Below are 14,768 nucleotides of genomic sequence, written 5' to 3'. Positions count from 1 at the left end.
ACCGGCCAGCCGTCGCCGTCGAGCAGGACCACGGTGTTCTGCTGGTGCGCCTCCAGGGCGATACCCGCCGGACGCGTCGGCGTCCCGGCGGCTCACCGGACGACATTCGTCGGATCCCAGCCGGTCCGGCTTCGCCGACCGGGGCTGAACTGGTTGAATCGTGGCGTGTGGCGCGAGTCCGCACGGAGCGCGACGCGGGCCGATGCTGGGGAGAACATGGACGAGGGGAAGACCGCCGGGCGGCGGCCGACATGGTGGAGCCGTCCATCCGGGGTCTCGTCCCCGCGGTCGGCGGCGGAAGGCGCCCGTACGGCCCCGGCCCCGCCGGTCCGGCGGCCAGCGGCGACACCGGCCCGGGGTATCCTGCTGCCGCCCCAGGCGCGGGCCGCGGAGCACACCGTGTCGCCGGAGCTCTTCGCGCGCTACGACCCCTGGACCCCGCCGCCCGCCGCGCACACCGGCCGGAGGCCGCCGGGAGCCTCCCCGTCCCGCCGGGGCAGGACGGCCGCCGCTGCCGCCGGAGCCGTCCTGCTGACGCTGGTGGCCGGGACGGTGGGCGGTGGCATCGGTGCCTACGCGCAGCGCCAAGGCGTCATCGGCACCGTCCGGCTCTCCCAGGCCCCGGCGCAGGACACCGGCCGGGCCCCGGACAGCGTGGCCGGGATCGCCGAGCGGACCCTGCCGGGCGTGGTGACCGTTCAGGTGCGCGGCGCCGGGGAGCGGGGCGCCGGCACCGGGTTCGTCCTGGACGGCCGCGGCCACATCCTCACCAACCATCATGTGGTGGAGTCCGCGGGAGCCGGGGCCGGCGTCGGGGTGATCTTCCACGGCGGCGAGACCACCGTCGCCGAGATCGTCGGCACCGACAGCGGCTACGACCTCGCCGTGCTGAGGGTGGAGGGGATCAGCGGCCTCAGCCCGCTGCCGCTGGGCAACTCCGACTCCGTGCGGGTGGGCGACCCGGTCGTGGCGATCGGCGCGCCGTACGGTCTGGCGGGCACGGTCACCACCGGAATCGTCAGCGCCACGCGGCGCCCCGTCACCGCGGGCGGCGGGCGGGAGGGCGGCGGGGGCGGTGACATCAGCTACGTGGAGGCGCTGCAGACCGACGCGCCGATCAACCCCGGCAACTCCGGCGGGCCGCTGTTGGACGCCGCTGGCCGGGTGATCGGCGTGAACAGCGCGATCCGCTCCGCGGCCGGCGACCTGCCCCGCACGGACGCCGGCGGCAGTATCGGCCTGGGTTTCGCCATCCCCGTCAACCAGGCCGGGCGAGTGGCCGAGGAGCTGATCAACACCGGCCGTGCCACCCACCCCGTCATCGGTGTGACCGTCGACATGGGGCATCCCGGCGAAGGGGCACGGGTCGGCCTGCCCCAGGGGCGGAAGGGGACGGCGGTCGTGCCGGGAGGCCCTGCCGACACGGCCGGCATCGAGGAGGGCGACGTGATCACCGAGGTGGACGGCGTCCGGGTGAGCAGTGGTGAGGAGCTGCTCGTCAGGATCCGCGCCCGGCGCCCCGGCGACCGGCTGGAACTCACCGTCGAGCGCGGCGGCCACCGGCGCTCGGTGGAGGTGGTCCTCGGATCGGCGGCCGGCCCGTGAGTCCCGTCACGCCGACCGCCGTGACGGCCGTTGTTCGCCCTGCCGCCTCCCGCCCCGCCGCCGCGCCGGGTAACGTGACTGTGGCCGCACGGGCCGTGGACGCACATGAGGGAGCTGAACGGTGTTCTTCGACATAGGACCCCTCGAGCTGATCGCTCTCGTCATCCTCGCGATCCTCGTCTTCGGCCCGGAGAAGCTGCCGAAGGTGATCCAGGACACGGCGCGGTTCGTCCGTAAGGTGCGGGAGTTCTCCGACGGCGCCCGGGACGACATCCGCAGGGAGCTGGGGCCGGAGTTCAAGGACTTCGACTTCGAGGACCTCAACCCCAGGAACTTCGCACGCAAGCATCTGCTGGAGAACGAGGACCTGGGGCTGAAGGAGATCCGCAACGGCTTCGATCTGCGCCAGGAGCTCGCCGAGGTCACGGACGCGGTCAACGGCCGGGAGATCGCCCCGGGCGGCTCGTCCGCGCCCTCCCCGGGCGGGTCCGGGGTCGACCTGCGCAAGGCCGACCCGGCGTCCGGGGCCGACCTGCGCAAGACCGGTCCGGCGCCCGGGGCGAACCTTCCGCCCTACGACGCCGACGCCACCTGAAGGCCTTCCCCCGGTGAACCAGGAGGGCCACCTCCCGCGGTCCGCAGCCGGTCCTGCCCGGTTCGGCGCGTGGGGGTGGCTATCCTCCCTGTGTCCGGGGTCGGGCCGCCCGAGGGGGGCGGGCCTCCCATGACACGGGGCACACGAGGAGGCGTCGCGCAGATGGAGACGACGGGCCGGGTAGGGCCGAGAGACGTACCCGCGTCCGGGGTGGACGGGGTGATCGACGGTTATCTGACGGCCGGCTTCCCCTGGTACGGCCTCGACGAGGCATTCACCGGCCCGCGCTGGCTGATGCGGGTGGGGTCCGCCGCGGACGGCACGGTCGAGCACGGCTCGACCGGCCACGGGGACGCGCCCTCCTTCCGGGACGAGCCCGGTCCGGACGGCCGGCGCTTCGCCGTCGTCGTGACGGTCGCCGACCGCCCGGTGCGCAGCAGCCCGGACGGCACGGGGCTCCTGGAGGCCACCTCGGTCTCGTCGGCGGCCTGGCTGGCCGGACTGGGGTTGCTGTCATGCTCATGGCCGACCCGGATGGAGCGCGGGCTCAGACAGAGCTGGCTCGACCAGCAGACGGCGACCGCCTGGGAACTGGCGGACGACCTGGACGGCTCCGCATGGTCGACCCTCTCGCTGCCGGTCGACGGTGTCCCCGCCGACTTCCGCTACCGGGAGTCGGAGTACGGCTGGGTGCTGGCCGGCCCCGCGAACGAGGGCGTGCACATCGGCGCGTACGGGCGGGGGATGAGCGCGTACGGGCTGGGTTTCTCGGTGATCAAGGACCTCGGCGCGTACGGGGAGAGTGCCGGGTCCTCAGAACTTGTTGCGAGGGGTGATCCCCAGCGACATGCCCGCCAGCCCGCGCCGGCGCCCGCCCAGCTTGCCCGCGACCGAGCGGATCGCGGAGCCCGCGGGGGACTCCGGGTCGGTCAGCACCACCGGCCGGCCCTCGTCGCCGCCCTCGCGCAGCCGCACGTCGATCGGGATGGAGCCGAGCACGGGCACGGTGGTGCCGGTGGTCCGGCTCAGCCCGTCGGCGACGCGCTGGCCGCCGCCGGTGCCGAAGACATCCACCATCTCGTCGCAGTGCGGGCAGGGCAGCCCGGACATGTTCTCGACCACGCCCACGATCTTCTGGTGGGTCTGCACCGCGATGGACCCGGCGCGCTCGGCCACCTCGGCGGCCGCCTGCTGCGGGGTGGTCACCACCAGGATCTCGGCGTTGGGGACGAGCTGCGCGACCGAGATGGCGATGTCGCCCGTGCCCGGCGGCAGGTCCAGCAGCAGCACGTCCAGGTCGCCCCAGTAGACGTCGGCCAGGAACTGCTGGAGCGCGCGGTGCAGCATCGGACCGCGCCATACCACCGGGGCGTTGCCCGGGGTGAACATGCCGATCGAGATGACCTTCACGCCGTTGGCGGACGGCGGCATGATCATGTTCTCGACCTGGGTGGGGCGGCCGTCGGCGCCCAGCATGCGCGGCACCGAGTGGCCGTAGATGTCGGCGTCCACGACGCCCACCTTCAGGCCGTCGGCCGCCATCGCCGCCGCCAGGTTGACCGTCACCGAGGACTTGCCGACACCGCCCTTGCCGGAGGCGATCGCGTAGACCCGGGTCAGGGAGCCGGGCCTGGCGAACGGGATCTCCCGCTCGGCCTGCCCGCCGCGCAGCGTGGCCGCCAGCTCGCGGCGCTGTTCGTCGCTCATCACGTCCAGGGAGACCGTCACGTCCGTGACGCCCGCCACCCCGCGGACCGCGCGGGTCACGTTCTCGGTGATCGTCTCGCGCATCGGGCAGCCGGACACCGTCAGGTAGACCGTGACCGCGACCGAGCCGTCGTCGCCGATCTCCACCGACTTCACCATGCCCAGATCGGTGATCGGACGGTGGATCTCGGGGTCGTCGACGGTCGCGAGCGCGGCGCGGACCGCGTCCTCGGTGGGAGCTGGGCTGGATGCCGCGGACGTGTCAGTAGCCATGCCCCGATGGTACGGCGCACCGGTGTCCGCGCCGAAGGCGGCGGATGAGACGCGAGTCACCGCCCGAAGCCGCCCGCCCGGGGCCGGATCACCGCTCCCGGTCGGGCGGCGGCTCCAGGGCGCCGCGCTGCTCCAGCTCCTTGAGCAGGTCCTGGAGCTCGGAACGGATCCAGTCCCGGGTGGCGACCTCGCCCATGCCCATCCGCAGCGCGGCGATCTCCCGGGTGAGGTACTCGGTGTCGGCCATCGAGCGCTCGGTGCGCTTGCGGTCCTGCTCCAGGTTCACCCGGTCCCGGTCGTCCTGCCGGTTCTGCGCCAGCAGGATCAGCGGGGCCGCGTAGGACGCCTGGAGGGACAGGGCCAGGGTCAGGAAGATGAACGGGTACTCGTCGAAGCGCAGGTCCGGCGGGGCCACGATGTTCCAGATGACCCACACCACGATGGTGAACGTCATCCAGACGATGAACCGCCCGGTCCCCAGGAAGCGGGCGATCCGCTCCGACAGCCGCCCGAACGCCTCCGGGTCGTACTCCGGCAACGGGCTGCGGCGCGGCACCATCGGCTGGTCCAGCCTGGCGCGGGCCGCGCGCCCGGTGGCCGGCGGAAGACTCCGTTCGCGTTCCCTGCGCGCCATGCGCTCGTCCCGCTCCCTGTCACCCATCGGCGGTCCCCCGGCCGTCCTGTCGGCTCTCCATCGGCTCGTGCGCTCCGAACGTCTCCCGGGCGGCGGCCTCCCGCCAGTCGTCGGGCAGCAGGTGGTCCAGCACGTCGTCGACGGTGACGGCGCCCAGCAGCGATCCGCTCTCGTCCACCACCGGTACCGACACGATGTTGTAGGCGGCCAGATAGCTGGTCAGCGTGGGCAGCGGGGTGTCCGGCGGCAGCGGCCGCAGATCGGTGTCCACGACCGAGCCGACCAGGGTGCCGGGTGGCTCGCGCAGCAGCCGCTGGAAGTGCACCAGCCCCAGGTACTTGCCCGTCGGCGTCTCCTCCGGCGGCCGGCACACGTACACCTGGGCGGCCAGCGGCGCCGAGAGGTCCTGCACGCGCACCCGGGCCAGCGCGTCGGCGACCGTGGCGTCGGGCCGCAGCACGATCGGCTCGGTGGTCATCATGCCGCCCGCGGTGCGCTCCTCGTACGTCAGCAACCGCCGCACCGGGGCCGCGTCCTGCGGTTCCATCAGCTCCAGCAGCCGGTTCATGTCGCCCTCCGGCAGCTCGGACAGCAGGTCGGCGGCGTCGTCGGGGTCCATCGCCTCCAGCACGTCCGCGGCGCGCTCCTCCTTGAGCTTGCCGAGGATCTCCACCTGGTCGTCCTCGGGCAGCTCCTCCAGCACGTCCGCCAGCCGGTCGTCGTCCAGCGCGGCGGCGACCTCCGCCCGGCGCTTGGGCGACAGGTGGTGCAGGACGTTGGCGAGGTCGGCCGGGCGCAGCTGCTCGAAGGTGGCCAGCAGGTTGGCCGCGCCCTGACCCTCCTCCTCCAGCGACAGGCCGGTCACCGCCGACCACTCCACGGTCGGTGTCTCGCCCGAACGCCGCCGGCGCAGCCCGCCGCCGCCGCGGCGCACGAAGACCTTGTCGATCAGCCAGTCGCGGCGTGCGGGCACCTGGGTGAGCCCGACGTCGAGCACGGTGACCTTCTCACCCGTCTCGACCAGCGTCACCTGGCGGTCCAGCAGTTCGCCCAGGACCAGCGTCTCGGTGGGCCGCTGCTCGAAGCGCCGCATGTTGAGCACGCCGGTGGTGATCACCTGGCCCGACGCGACACCGGTCACCCGGGTCATGGGGAGGAAGACGCGCCTGCGGCTGACCACCTCGACGACCAGTCCGAGCACGCGCGGCGGGCGCCCGCCCACGCGCAGCATCGCCACCACGTCCCGCACCCGGCCGACCTGGTCCCCGACGGGGTCGAAGACGGCCACACCGGAGAGGTGCGAGACGAAGACCCGCTGGGCGCCCGGCACCATGCTCCATCCTCCGCTTCCCACTCGTGTCCGCCGCGCACGGCGGCCGGTTCTCCGTCCGCCGCGCGGCGCGCCTGCCGTGTGCGTACCCGTGTACCCGTGTGCGGCCGAGTGTGCGCATGCGGGACGTGACCCGAATGCGGTTTTCAGGCTAACGCGTGCCCCCGCGCCCCCGCGTCGGCACCGGCCGTACGGTCGCCCGCGGCCCGCTCCGGACGACGCCCCCGGTAGGGTGCCGTCGTCCTGCCCCGGTATCAGGAGGAAGAGCTGACGTGACTGCGTGGGTCCACGGTGTTCGCGCCCGGAGTACGGCTGTGTCGGTGGGGGCGGTCTGCGCGGTCCTGCTGACCCTGCTCACGGGGTGCGGTTCGAAGGACCCGAACGAGGGGACCAACGGAGTCGGCAGACTCCCGGCCGCCGAGATCGAGAAGAGGGCGGGCGAGGCCGCCGGGGCCGCGCGGTCCGTACGGCTGTCGGGCAGCGTGGTCAGCAAGGGCCGCACCTACCGCCTGGACATGCGGCTGAAGGACGACGGGGGGCTGGGCGAGGTCTCGGCCAGGGGCGGCCCCCGCTTCGAGCTGCTGCGGGTCGGCGAGGAGCTCTACATCAAGGCGAACGCCGACTTCTGGGCGGACCAGGACAAGGACGGCGGGAAACCGGACGAGGCCGACCTCGCGGCGGCCCGCAAACTGGAGGACAAGTACGTCAAGGTGCCCCCCGGCGACCCCGCCTACGAGCAGCTCAGCGGATTCACGGACAAGGACGTGCTGCTGGACGGGCTGCTCACCCTGAACGGCGAGCGCAGGACCGGGGACCACGACGAGGTCGACGGAGTGCGGACGGTCGAGGTGCGGGCCGCCGAGGGCGACGGCGGGATACTCAGCGTCTCGCTGGCCGGCACGCCCTACCCGCTGCGGCTCCAGCGTGGCGGGGACGCCGGCGTGGTCCAGATGCTGGAGTGGGACAAGGAGTTCACGCTGCGTGCCCCGGAGAAGGACCAGATCGTCGACTACGGCAAGAGGATCTCGGCGACCGAGTGACGTCCTCGGGCCTCCTGCCCGGCTCCCTCCCAGGCGTTCCTCCTCCGGCCCCTACCGTTTCCCTCCGCCCGGCCGGCCGCGGCGCAGCAGCCTCGGCAGCCCGGCCGGGACCGGGCCGCGCGTGGTCGCCGGCGTCGGCGGCGGGACGGCGGCCCGCAGGTCCTCCGCCATCGAACCGGGGCCCTCCAGAAGCGCTCCGGCCGGCTCCAGACGCAGCACCCGGCACTCACGGGCCCAGCGCCCGGCGATCGTCGTGGCGTCCGGTGCGTTGAGCCGCTTGCCCGCCAGCTCGGCGGCCGCCTCCCGCCACCGCTCGCCACCCGGCGGCAGCTCCACCACCCGGGCCGGCCAGACGGCCAGCAGCCCGCCCTTGTCCTTGCTGCGCACCGAGACCGTGGCGGTGGCGCCGTCGGCGAGCCCCAGGGGCTCCAGCGGCTGCTCCACGGGGCCGTCGCCTACCAGGTGCACGGCACCGTCGTGCCAGACGTGCCACAGCGCGCGGCGCGGCCCCAGCGGGCCGCGCACCCACACCAGTGCGGACTTCTTCGCCGACTCCTCGATCAGTGCCCGGTCGGACGCGGACAGGTTCCCCCGGGACGCCCGGGAGTCGGCGGGAACGGACGGATCGGCCATGGGGCGACCCTACCGCCGGGCCTTTGGCCGTGCCCCGCCGGAAGCCCGGCCGCTGGTTCGCGGGCCGGACTGTCAGTACCGCGATGCCGCCACGCGCCTTACCCTGGTGGCCGGCGGCGCGGCTCACCGACGCCCCGGCCCGTTCACGGATCCGGGTCCCGAAGACCCCCGGATCCCAGCAGCCCAGGAGAGGAGCCCCGTGCGCGCCGTCAGGACCCGTACCGCCGCGCCCCGACAGGCAGCCGGAGCCGTGGCGGGACATCCGGGCACCGGCCCGGACCTGTTCCTGCTGGCGGTCGCCGTGTCCGGCATCTCCCTGTCCGCGCCCCTGATCGCGGCCACCGCCGCCCCGGCCCTGGCCATCGCCCTCTGGCGCAACGCCATGGCGGTCGGCGCCCTCACCCCGCTGGTCCTCGTCCGCCACCGGGCCGGACTGCGTGCCATGGGACGCCGCAACGTGCTGCTGGCCGCCGCCGCCGGGGCGCTGCTCGCGCTGCACTTCGCGCTCTGGCTGCCCAGCCTCCACATGACCTCGGTCGCCTCCTCGACCGCGCTGGTCACCACCACTCCGATCTGGACCACCCTGCTGCTGCGGCTGCGGGGCCAGAACTCGCCCGCCCTGGTCTGGGCGGGCACGGCGGTCGCCTTCGCCGGGGTGGTGATCCTCACGGGGGTCGACCTGTCGCTCTCCCCGCGGGCGCTGGCGGGTGACGCCCTGGCGCTGGGCGGCGGCATGGCGGCGGCCGGGTACGTCCTGCTGGGGGCGGAGGTGCGCCGCACGGTCTCCACGACCGCGTACACCTACGTCTGCTACACCACCGCCTCCGTGCTGCTGCTGGCCGCCTGCCTGGTCTTCGGCGCCGACCTCGGCGGCTACAGCGGCGAGACCTGGGTCAAGCTCGCCGTCCTCACCGTCACCGCGCAGTTGCTGGGCCACTCGCTGCTCAACCGGGTGGTGCGCGGGCTCGGACCGTCGGTCACCTCCACCGCGATCCTGCTGGAGACTCCGGGCGCGGCGCTGATCGCGGCGCTCTGGCTGGGCCAGAACCCGCCGGCGGCCGTCTACGGGGCGCTGGCGGTGATCCTGCTCGGCCTGGTCCTGGTCGTCCGGGGCAACGCCGGGCCCGCCCGCGGTGCGCGGTCCTGACACCCCGTCCGGTGCCGTGCCCGCCCTCCCGTCCCCGGACCTCCCGCGCCCGGCGGCCCTACAGCCAGCCGTTGCGCCTGAAGCCCCGGTGGATGGTGTAGCAGATCCCGGCGATCACGGTCATGACGGCCGGATAGCCGTAGCGCCACTGGAGTTCCGGCATGTACTCGAAGTTCATGCCGTAGATCCCGGCGATCATCGTCGGGACGGCGAAGATCGCCGCCCAGGAAGTGATCTTCCGCATGTCCTCGTTCTGCGCGACCGTCGCCTGGGCCAGGTTCGCCTGGAGGATGGAGTTGAGCAGGTCGTCGAAGGAGAGCACCTGCTCGTTGACCCGGGTCAGGTGGTCCGCCACGTCGCGGAAGTACTTCTGGATGTCGGGGTCGACCAGCCGCATGGGCCGCTCGCTCAGCAGCTGCATCGGCCGCAGCAGCGGCGAGACCGCCCGCTTGAACTCCAGCACCTCGCGCTTGAGCTGGTAGATCCGCCCCGCGTCACGGCCCCGGCGGCCCTTGCCCGCGCTCTCGGAGAAGACCTGGATCTCCACCTCGTCGATGTCCTCCTGCACCGCGTCGGCGACCGCCAGGTAGCCGTCCACCACCTGGTCGGCGATGGCGTGCAGCACGGCCGAGGGACCCTTGGCCAGCAGCCCGGGGTCGTCCTCCAGCCGGTGGCGCAGGGTGCGCAGCGAGCCCTGGCCGCCGTGCCGGACGGTGATGATGTAGTCCGGGCCGGTGAAGCACATCACCTCGCCGGTCTCCACCACCTCGCTGGAGTCGGTGAGTTCGGCGTGCTCGACATAGTGGATCGTCTTGAAGACGGTGAACAGGGAGTCGTCGTACCGCTCCAGTTTCGGCCGCTGGTGCGCGTGCACCGCGTCCTCCACGGCGAGCGGGTGCAGGCCGAACTCGCGGGCGATGCCGGAGAACTCCCGCTCGGTGGGCTCGTGCAGACCGATCCACACGAACGCCCCGCCGCCGGGACCGTCCTGCGGCTCCTGCCGTCCCCGCGGTTCGCGGGAACGCAGCGAGCGCAGGGCCTCGGCCGGAGTCACGTGCCGCGACTCGCGGCGGCCGTCCCGGTAGACGGCGCAGTCCACCACCGCGCTGGTCGCGGTGGCGTCGCCGCCGGAGCCGTCGTGGGCGTAGGGGTAGGGGGAACGGCCGCCCCGGCGCAGGGCGGGACGGACCGCGGCGCGCAGGTCACGGATCATCGACATGCTGGGCTCCTTCGCGTGCCGAGCCGCGGGCGAACGGACGCAGCGCTGCCCGGAATGGGGGCCTACGGGGCTGTCGGGAGAAGACCCACGGGCCGGAGGTCTGCAAAGCGGGCACCACGCGGGACCGTACGCACAGGCGGCATTCGCTGAGAACGTCGGTCGAGCAGGGAACTCATGCGCTCTTCCGCGAAACCGGTCCGCAGGAGAAGAAGGGGACTTCCGTGGTTTCACCGCTCGGCGGTGGGGGGAGGAAGGCCCTCAGGCAAGGGGACGCGGCTGCCGCACGGAGGAGCGGCTGGTACTGCACGGTCGACTCGGATCCATCGCAGCCCCACCTCCTCCGGCCGGTCCCCGCTGGGGGAATTCCGTGTACACGCCTTGACCAGCGGTCAACGGTAGCACTCGCGGACGCCTCTCCGTCCCGCTCCGAGGCCGACGCCTGCCCTCTTTGCCTGATCAATACACGATCTATGCTCGCCGTATGGCACAGGTTCTGGAACTGGTCGAGGCCCGGCTGCGCAGCGCACTGGGAGAGCCCGACGCGCGGGCGGCGGTGACCTTCCTGGGTGCCGACCGGATCGAGGTGCTGCGCTTCCCGGACGCCGAGGAGGGCCCCGGCGGGAACGGCCTGGTGCGCTACGCCACCCTGGGGATGTCCGCCGCTCCCATGGCCGACCCCTCCGACATGCTCGCCGATCCCGAGCGGGGGCCGCGCGCGGAGCTGGTGCTGACGGTGCGCGCCGGGGTGGCCGACACCGGCAAGGTACTGCGCCCGCTCGCCGTGCTCGCCGCCTCCCCCCAGGTCGAGGGGGTGGTCGTGGCCCCCGGCGCCTCGCTGGACGTGGGCGAGCCGCTGTGGCCGGGCGCCCCCTTCACCTCCGTACTGGTCGCCGAGCCCGGAGGTCTGGTGGAGGATCTGGAACTGGATCCGCCGATGGAGCCGGTGCGCTTCCTCCCCCTGCTGCCGATGACGCCCAACGAGGCGGCCTGGAAACGGGTGCACGGTGCGGCCGGACTCCAGGAGCGCTGGCTGGCCCGCGGCACCGACCTGCGCGACCCGCGCCGGGCGTCGGTGTCCCTGACGGACTGAACCTCCGGCCGGCCGCCGCCGGGCGCGCCCCGGGCGGTCCGTACGAGTGATCGTCCTTGACGCACGGCTCTCCTGGGAGGACCGTGGGGCCCATGAGGGGCGAACCAAGTTGCCCGAAGTGCGGTGGCCGCGTCAGGGCGCCCGGTCTCTTCGCCGACTCCTGGCAGTGCGATGTGCACGGCACGGTCCATCCGCTGCAGCCGGTCCTCCCGCCGAGCGTCGAGGCGCTCGGCGTGGTCCTCCACAGAGCCCAGGTCCCGGTGTGGATGCCCTGGCCGCTGCCGATCGGCTGGCTGTTCACCGGGATCGCGTACGCGGGTGACGACCGCAGTGGCGGCCGGGCCACCGCGGTGGCCTGTTCCGGCCCCGGCCCGCTCGGCGGTCCCGGTGAACTGCTGCTGGTGGCCGAGGAACTGGGCATCGGACTGGGAGCCCGCTACGCCGGAGTGCCCGGGCCCGACCCCGGCCCGCTGATCGACGTGGACCGCCCCCCGCACGCGAAGGTCCTGGCGGCCGGACGGCCCACCCCGCTGTGGCTGGTGGACGGGGCGCCCGAGGACCGCGCGGTGTTCGCGGGAGAGGCGCGCGGCCTGTGGCTGTGGGCGATCGTCTGGCCCGAGCAGTCCGGAATGCTGATGTACGACGAGCTGGTGCTCACGGATCTGCGGGAGGCGGGGGCCGAGGTGGAACTGGTGCCGTACGGGGCGCTCTCCCCCCAGCTGCTCGCACGCCCCGGGGCCTGACCGGCGGCCGGGTGCGGGACGGAGCGGGCGGGCGTCTGTTCTACTCTGGAGGTCCGCCTCAGCCGTCCGCCGTGGGAGTCACGTACCGTGCGCATAGACCTGCACACCCACTCCACCGCCTCGGACGGCACCGACACCCCCGCCGAGCTGGTACGGAACGCCGACGCGGCCGGACTGGACGTGGTGGCGCTGACCGACCACGACACGGTCGCCGGATACGGCGAGGCGATCGCCGCCCTCCCCGCGGGCCTCACCCTCGTCCCCGGCGCGGAACTCTCATGCCGCCTGGACGGTGTGAGCCTGCACATGCTGGCCTATCTGTTCGACCCGGAGGAGCCCGAGCTGGCACGCGAGCGCGAACTCGTCCGTGACGACCGGGTGCCGCGCGCCAAGGGCATGGTCGCCAGGCTCCGGGAGCTGGGCGTGCCGATCACCTGGGAGCGGGTCGCCGGGATCGCCGGGGACGGCTCGGTCGGCCGCCCCCACATCGCGAGCGCGATGGTGGAGCTGGGCGTCGTCGAGACCGTCTCCGACGCCTTCACCGCCGAGTGGATCGCGGACGACGGCCGCGCCTACGTCGGCAAGCACGAGCTGGACCCCTTCGAGGCAGTCCGGCTGATCAAGGGCGCCGGCGGAGTCGCGGTCTTCGCACACCCCCTGGCCGTCAAGCGCGGACGGTGCGTGCCGGAGAGCGCCATCGCGGAACTGGCCGCCGCCGGGCTCGACGGCATCGAAGCCGACCACATGGACCACGACACCGCGACCCGCGAGCGGCTGCGGGGCATGGCCCGCGACCTCGGCCTGCTGGCCACCGGCTCCAGCGACTACCACGGCAGCCGCAAGACCTGCCGGCTCGGGGACTACACCACCGCCCCGGACGTCTACGCCGAGATCGCCGCCCGCGGGTCAGGCGCGACACCCCTCTCCGCCTGACCCGCCCTCGGATCACCACCGCGCGCACCGCGCACATCACGCAAGGCAGCACCGTGTTCGACGTCGCCCTCTTCGGATCCGTCTTTGTCACGCTTTTCGTGATCATGGACCCGCCCGGCATCACCCCCGTCTTCCTCGCCCTCTCCTCCGGACGTCCGGTCAAGGTCCAGCGCAGGATGGCGCTGCAGGCCACCGCCGTCGCCTTCGGGGTGATCGCCGTCTTCGGCCTGCTGGGGCAGCAGATCCTGGACTATCTGCACGTCTCGATTCCCGCGCTGATGGTGGCGGGTGGCCTTCTGCTGCTGCTGGTGGCCCTGGACCTGCTCACCGGCAGGGCGGAGGAGCCCACGCAGACCAAGGACGTCAACGCCGCGCTGGTGCCGCTGGGCATGCCCCTGCTGGCCGGGCCCGGCGCGATCGTCTCCGTCATCCTGGCCGTGCAGCGGGCGGACGGGCCGGCCGACCACGCCGCGGTGTGGACGGCCATCGCCGTGCTGCACATCGTGCTGTGGCTGGTGATGCGGTACTCGCTGCTGATCATCCGCGTCATCAAGGACGGCGGCGTGGTCCTGGTGACCCGGCTGTCGGGCATGCTGCTGTCGGCGATCGCGGTCCAGCAGATCGCGAACGGGGTCACCCGGTTCATCCAGGGCGGCGGCTAGACGGAACCGGCTCCGGTCCCGTCCCCGCTTCCCGTACCGCCCGCGCAGTCGTGCCAGAAGGAGGCCAGTGCCTCGGCTGTCTCCCCGGGGCGCTCGGCCCCCGGCGAGTGCTCGGCGCCCGCCACCACCGTGCGCCGGGCGTCCAGCCGCCGCGCCATCTCGTCCATCAGCGGAACCGGCCAGGCGTAGTCCACCTCCCCCGACAGCACGTGCTTGGGCAGCGGCACCGCCGCCAGCGCCCCGACCCGGTCCGGCTCGGTCAGCAACTGGCGGCCGGTGGCGACCAGCTGCTCGGGGACGGTGGCCAGCCAGCGGCGGTGCAGGAACTCGGCCACGGCCGTGCCGGTGGCCTCGTCCGCGGCCTCCGGCGGGTCCAGATCGCGCATCGCCCGCCACACCGACTCCATGTCCAGCACCGCCAGCGCCTCGATCAGCATCCGGGTGCGCTCCTGCTGGAGGTGCGCGATGGCGGCGGGACCGGAGCTCATGATCGTCAGGGAGCGGAAGGGCGCCGCGTCCCGCAGCACGGCGGCGCGGGCGATCAGTCCGCCCAGGGAGTGCCCCAGCAGATGGACGCCTCCGGCGCCCCCGCCGAGCGCCTCCGACTGGGCCAGCAGATCCAGGGCCAGCTCGTCCTGGGCGTACGCGCCGAGCTCGCGCGGTCCTTTGGACTCGTACTGTCCCCGCCCGTCCACGGCCACCGCACGGAAGCCCGCGCGGGCCAGCGGGGCGAGCAGGGCGATGAAGTCCTCCTTGCTGCCGGTGAACCCGGGCACCAGCAGAGCCGTGCCGGCGCGCGGCTCGCCCGTGTCGTGCACGGCGAACTCGCCGCGCGAGGTCTTCAGACGGTACGCCCGGGCGCCGGGCGGCAGAGTCAGGGTCGGCGGCTTGCTCATGGAGGCGAGGCTAGCGCCGCGCCCATGACGATGCCCGCCACCGCCGCACTCGCGGCGGTGGCGGGCATCGTCATGGGCGCGGATACGCGGCGGCCGTGCCGTCAGCTCTCCGAGGTGGCCTCCGGGGCCGCCGAGCGGGCGCCGGCTCCGCCGCGGGTGCGGCGACGGCGGCGCGGCCTGCGGGCCTCGCCGGAGGCGTCCGCGGGTGGTCCGGAGTCCGCCGCCGGGCCCGCCGGCTCGGGGGCCGCTTCGGTGCCGGGG

The 14,768-nt window shown here is 73.6% G+C and carries 15 protein-coding genes and 2 pseudogenes; 10 read left to right on the top strand and 7 right to left on the bottom strand.

From position 1 onward, the window contains the following. Positions 1-68: pseudogene (locus LJ221_RS24020) on the bottom strand (IucA/IucC family C-terminal-domain containing protein); the annotation flags it as partial. Between the two features lie 331 nt (positions 69-399). Between LJ221_RS24020 and LJ221_RS18720 the strand changes: the two are divergent. The 3 genes and pseudogenes from LJ221_RS18720 to LJ221_RS18710 form a co-directional block, all read left to right on the top strand. Next, positions 400-1,605, top strand: a complete 1,206-nt coding sequence (locus LJ221_RS18720) for a S1C family serine protease (protein WP_374228503.1) — start codon at positions 400-402, stop codon at positions 1,603-1,605. A gap of 121 nt (positions 1,606-1,726) precedes the next feature. After that, complete coding sequence (locus tag LJ221_RS18715; protein ID WP_241717885.1) at positions 1,727-2,200, top strand: sec-independent translocase; 474 nt, start codon at positions 1,727-1,729, stop codon at positions 2,198-2,200. 162 nt (positions 2,201-2,362) lie between these two features. Continuing rightward, a pseudogene (locus LJ221_RS18710) lies at positions 2,363-2,995 on the top strand (hypothetical protein); the annotation flags it as partial. Between the two features lie 18 nt (positions 2,996-3,013). Here LJ221_RS18710 and LJ221_RS18705 read toward each other — a convergent pair. The 3 genes from LJ221_RS18705 to LJ221_RS18695 form a co-directional block, all read right to left on the bottom strand. Then, positions 3,014-4,180 carry an Mrp/NBP35 family ATP-binding protein gene (locus LJ221_RS18705; RefSeq protein WP_241717884.1) on the bottom strand — a complete coding sequence of 389 codons (1,167 nt, stop codon included), beginning with the start codon at positions 4,178-4,180 and terminating at the stop codon, positions 3,014-3,016. An 88-nt stretch (positions 4,181-4,268) separates the two neighbouring features. After that, positions 4,269-4,841, bottom strand: coding sequence for a DUF1003 domain-containing protein (locus tag LJ221_RS18700; protein ID WP_374228502.1), 573 nt, complete (start codon positions 4,839-4,841; stop codon positions 4,269-4,271). Further along, a complete protein-coding gene (locus LJ221_RS18695; RefSeq protein ID WP_241717883.1) occupies positions 4,834-6,147 on the bottom strand; it encodes a magnesium transporter MgtE N-terminal domain-containing protein in 1,314 nt (437 codons plus the stop codon). Before LJ221_RS18695 ends, LJ221_RS18700 begins: the two co-directional genes overlap by 8 nt. A 269-nt stretch (positions 6,148-6,416) precedes the next feature. Between LJ221_RS18695 and LJ221_RS18690 the strand changes: the two genes are divergently transcribed. After that, positions 6,417-7,184 carry a hypothetical protein gene (locus LJ221_RS18690; protein ID WP_241717882.1) on the top strand — a complete coding sequence of 256 codons (768 nt, stop codon included), beginning with the start codon at positions 6,417-6,419 and terminating at the stop codon, positions 7,182-7,184. Positions 7,185-7,235: 51 nt separating this feature from the next. Here the strand turns inward: LJ221_RS18690 and LJ221_RS18685 are convergent, their stop codons facing one another. Continuing rightward, the gene (locus LJ221_RS18685; protein WP_241717881.1) at positions 7,236-7,817 is read right to left on the bottom strand and encodes a hypothetical protein; all 582 of its coding nucleotides are present in this window, start codon (positions 7,815-7,817) and stop codon (positions 7,236-7,238) included. Between the two features lie 199 nt (positions 7,818-8,016). On the opposite strand from LJ221_RS18685, the gene LJ221_RS18680 reads away from it, so the two are divergent. After that, entirely contained in the window at positions 8,017-8,964 is a 948-nt protein-coding gene (locus tag LJ221_RS18680; RefSeq protein WP_374228501.1) for a DMT family transporter, read from the top strand. A gap of 58 nt (positions 8,965-9,022) precedes the next feature. Here the strand turns inward: LJ221_RS18680 and LJ221_RS18675 are convergent, their stop codons facing one another. Continuing rightward, on the bottom strand, positions 9,023-10,183 hold the full coding sequence (locus LJ221_RS18675) for a magnesium and cobalt transport protein CorA (RefSeq protein WP_241717880.1): 1,161 nt from the start codon (positions 10,181-10,183) through the stop codon (positions 9,023-9,025). A gap of 481 nt (positions 10,184-10,664) precedes the next feature. Between LJ221_RS18675 and LJ221_RS18670 the strand changes: the two genes are divergently transcribed. The 4 genes from LJ221_RS18670 (at position 10,665) to LJ221_RS18655 (ending at position 13,611) form a co-directional block, all read left to right on the top strand. Continuing rightward, positions 10,665-11,273: a suppressor of fused domain protein gene (locus tag LJ221_RS18670; protein ID WP_241717879.1), complete on the top strand. Its 609-nt coding sequence runs from the start codon at positions 10,665-10,667 to the stop codon at positions 11,271-11,273. A 92-nt stretch (positions 11,274-11,365) separates the two neighbouring features. Further along, positions 11,366-12,016, top strand: coding sequence for a DUF6758 family protein (locus tag LJ221_RS18665; RefSeq protein ID WP_241717878.1), 651 nt, complete (start codon positions 11,366-11,368; stop codon positions 12,014-12,016). 87 nt (positions 12,017-12,103) lie between these two features. Continuing rightward, positions 12,104-12,949, top strand: coding sequence for a PHP domain-containing protein (locus LJ221_RS18660; RefSeq protein ID WP_241717877.1), 846 nt, complete (start codon positions 12,104-12,106; stop codon positions 12,947-12,949). A 53-nt stretch (positions 12,950-13,002) separates the two neighbouring features. Beyond that, the gene (locus tag LJ221_RS18655; RefSeq protein WP_241717876.1) at positions 13,003-13,611 is read left to right on the top strand and encodes a MarC family protein; all 609 of its coding nucleotides are present in this window, start codon (positions 13,003-13,005) and stop codon (positions 13,609-13,611) included. Here LJ221_RS18655 and LJ221_RS18650 read toward each other — a convergent pair. Further along, the gene (locus tag LJ221_RS18650; RefSeq protein WP_241717875.1) at positions 13,608-14,507 is read right to left on the bottom strand and encodes an alpha/beta fold hydrolase; all 900 of its coding nucleotides are present in this window, start codon (positions 14,505-14,507) and stop codon (positions 13,608-13,610) included. The two genes, LJ221_RS18655 and LJ221_RS18650, sit on opposite strands and share 4 nt — an antisense overlap. A gap of 24 nt (positions 14,508-14,531) precedes the next feature. On the opposite strand from LJ221_RS18650, the gene LJ221_RS18645 reads away from it, so the two are divergent. Continuing rightward, positions 14,532-14,768, top strand: a 237-nt coding sequence (locus LJ221_RS18645) for a hypothetical protein (RefSeq protein ID WP_241717874.1), incomplete at its 3' end; no start/stop codon positions are given.

The organism is Streptomyces sp. CNQ085, assembly GCF_022614595.1.
Taxonomy (GTDB): Bacteria; Actinomycetota; Actinomycetes; order Streptomycetales; family Streptomycetaceae; genus Streptomyces.
This window is presented reverse-complemented; position numbering and strand designations above follow the sequence as displayed.

Coding starts and splice junctions, on each gene's coding strand:
- LJ221_RS18675 (WP_241717880.1), bottom strand. CDS start 10,183: ATGTCGATGATCCGTGACCTGCGCGCCGCGGTCCGTCCCGCCCTGCGC.
- LJ221_RS18650 (WP_241717875.1), bottom strand. CDS start 14,507: ATGAGCAAGCCGCCGACCCTGACTCTGCCGCCCGGCGCCCGGGCGTAC.
- LJ221_RS18670 (WP_241717879.1), top strand. CDS start 10,665: ATGGCACAGGTTCTGGAACTGGTCGAGGCCCGGCTGCGCAGCGCACTG.
- LJ221_RS18685 (WP_241717881.1), bottom strand. CDS start 7,817: ATGGCCGATCCGTCCGTTCCCGCCGACTCCCGGGCGTCCCGGGGGAAC.
- LJ221_RS18695 (WP_241717883.1), bottom strand. CDS start 6,147: ATGGTGCCGGGCGCCCAGCGGGTCTTCGTCTCGCACCTCTCCGGTGTG.
- LJ221_RS18665 (WP_241717878.1), top strand. CDS start 11,366: ATGAGGGGCGAACCAAGTTGCCCGAAGTGCGGTGGCCGCGTCAGGGCG.
- LJ221_RS18700 (WP_374228502.1), bottom strand. CDS start 4,841: ATGGGTGACAGGGAGCGGGACGAGCGCATGGCGCGCAGGGAACGCGAA.
- LJ221_RS18705 (WP_241717884.1), bottom strand. CDS start 4,180: ATGGCTACTGACACGTCCGCGGCATCCAGCCCAGCTCCCACCGAGGAC.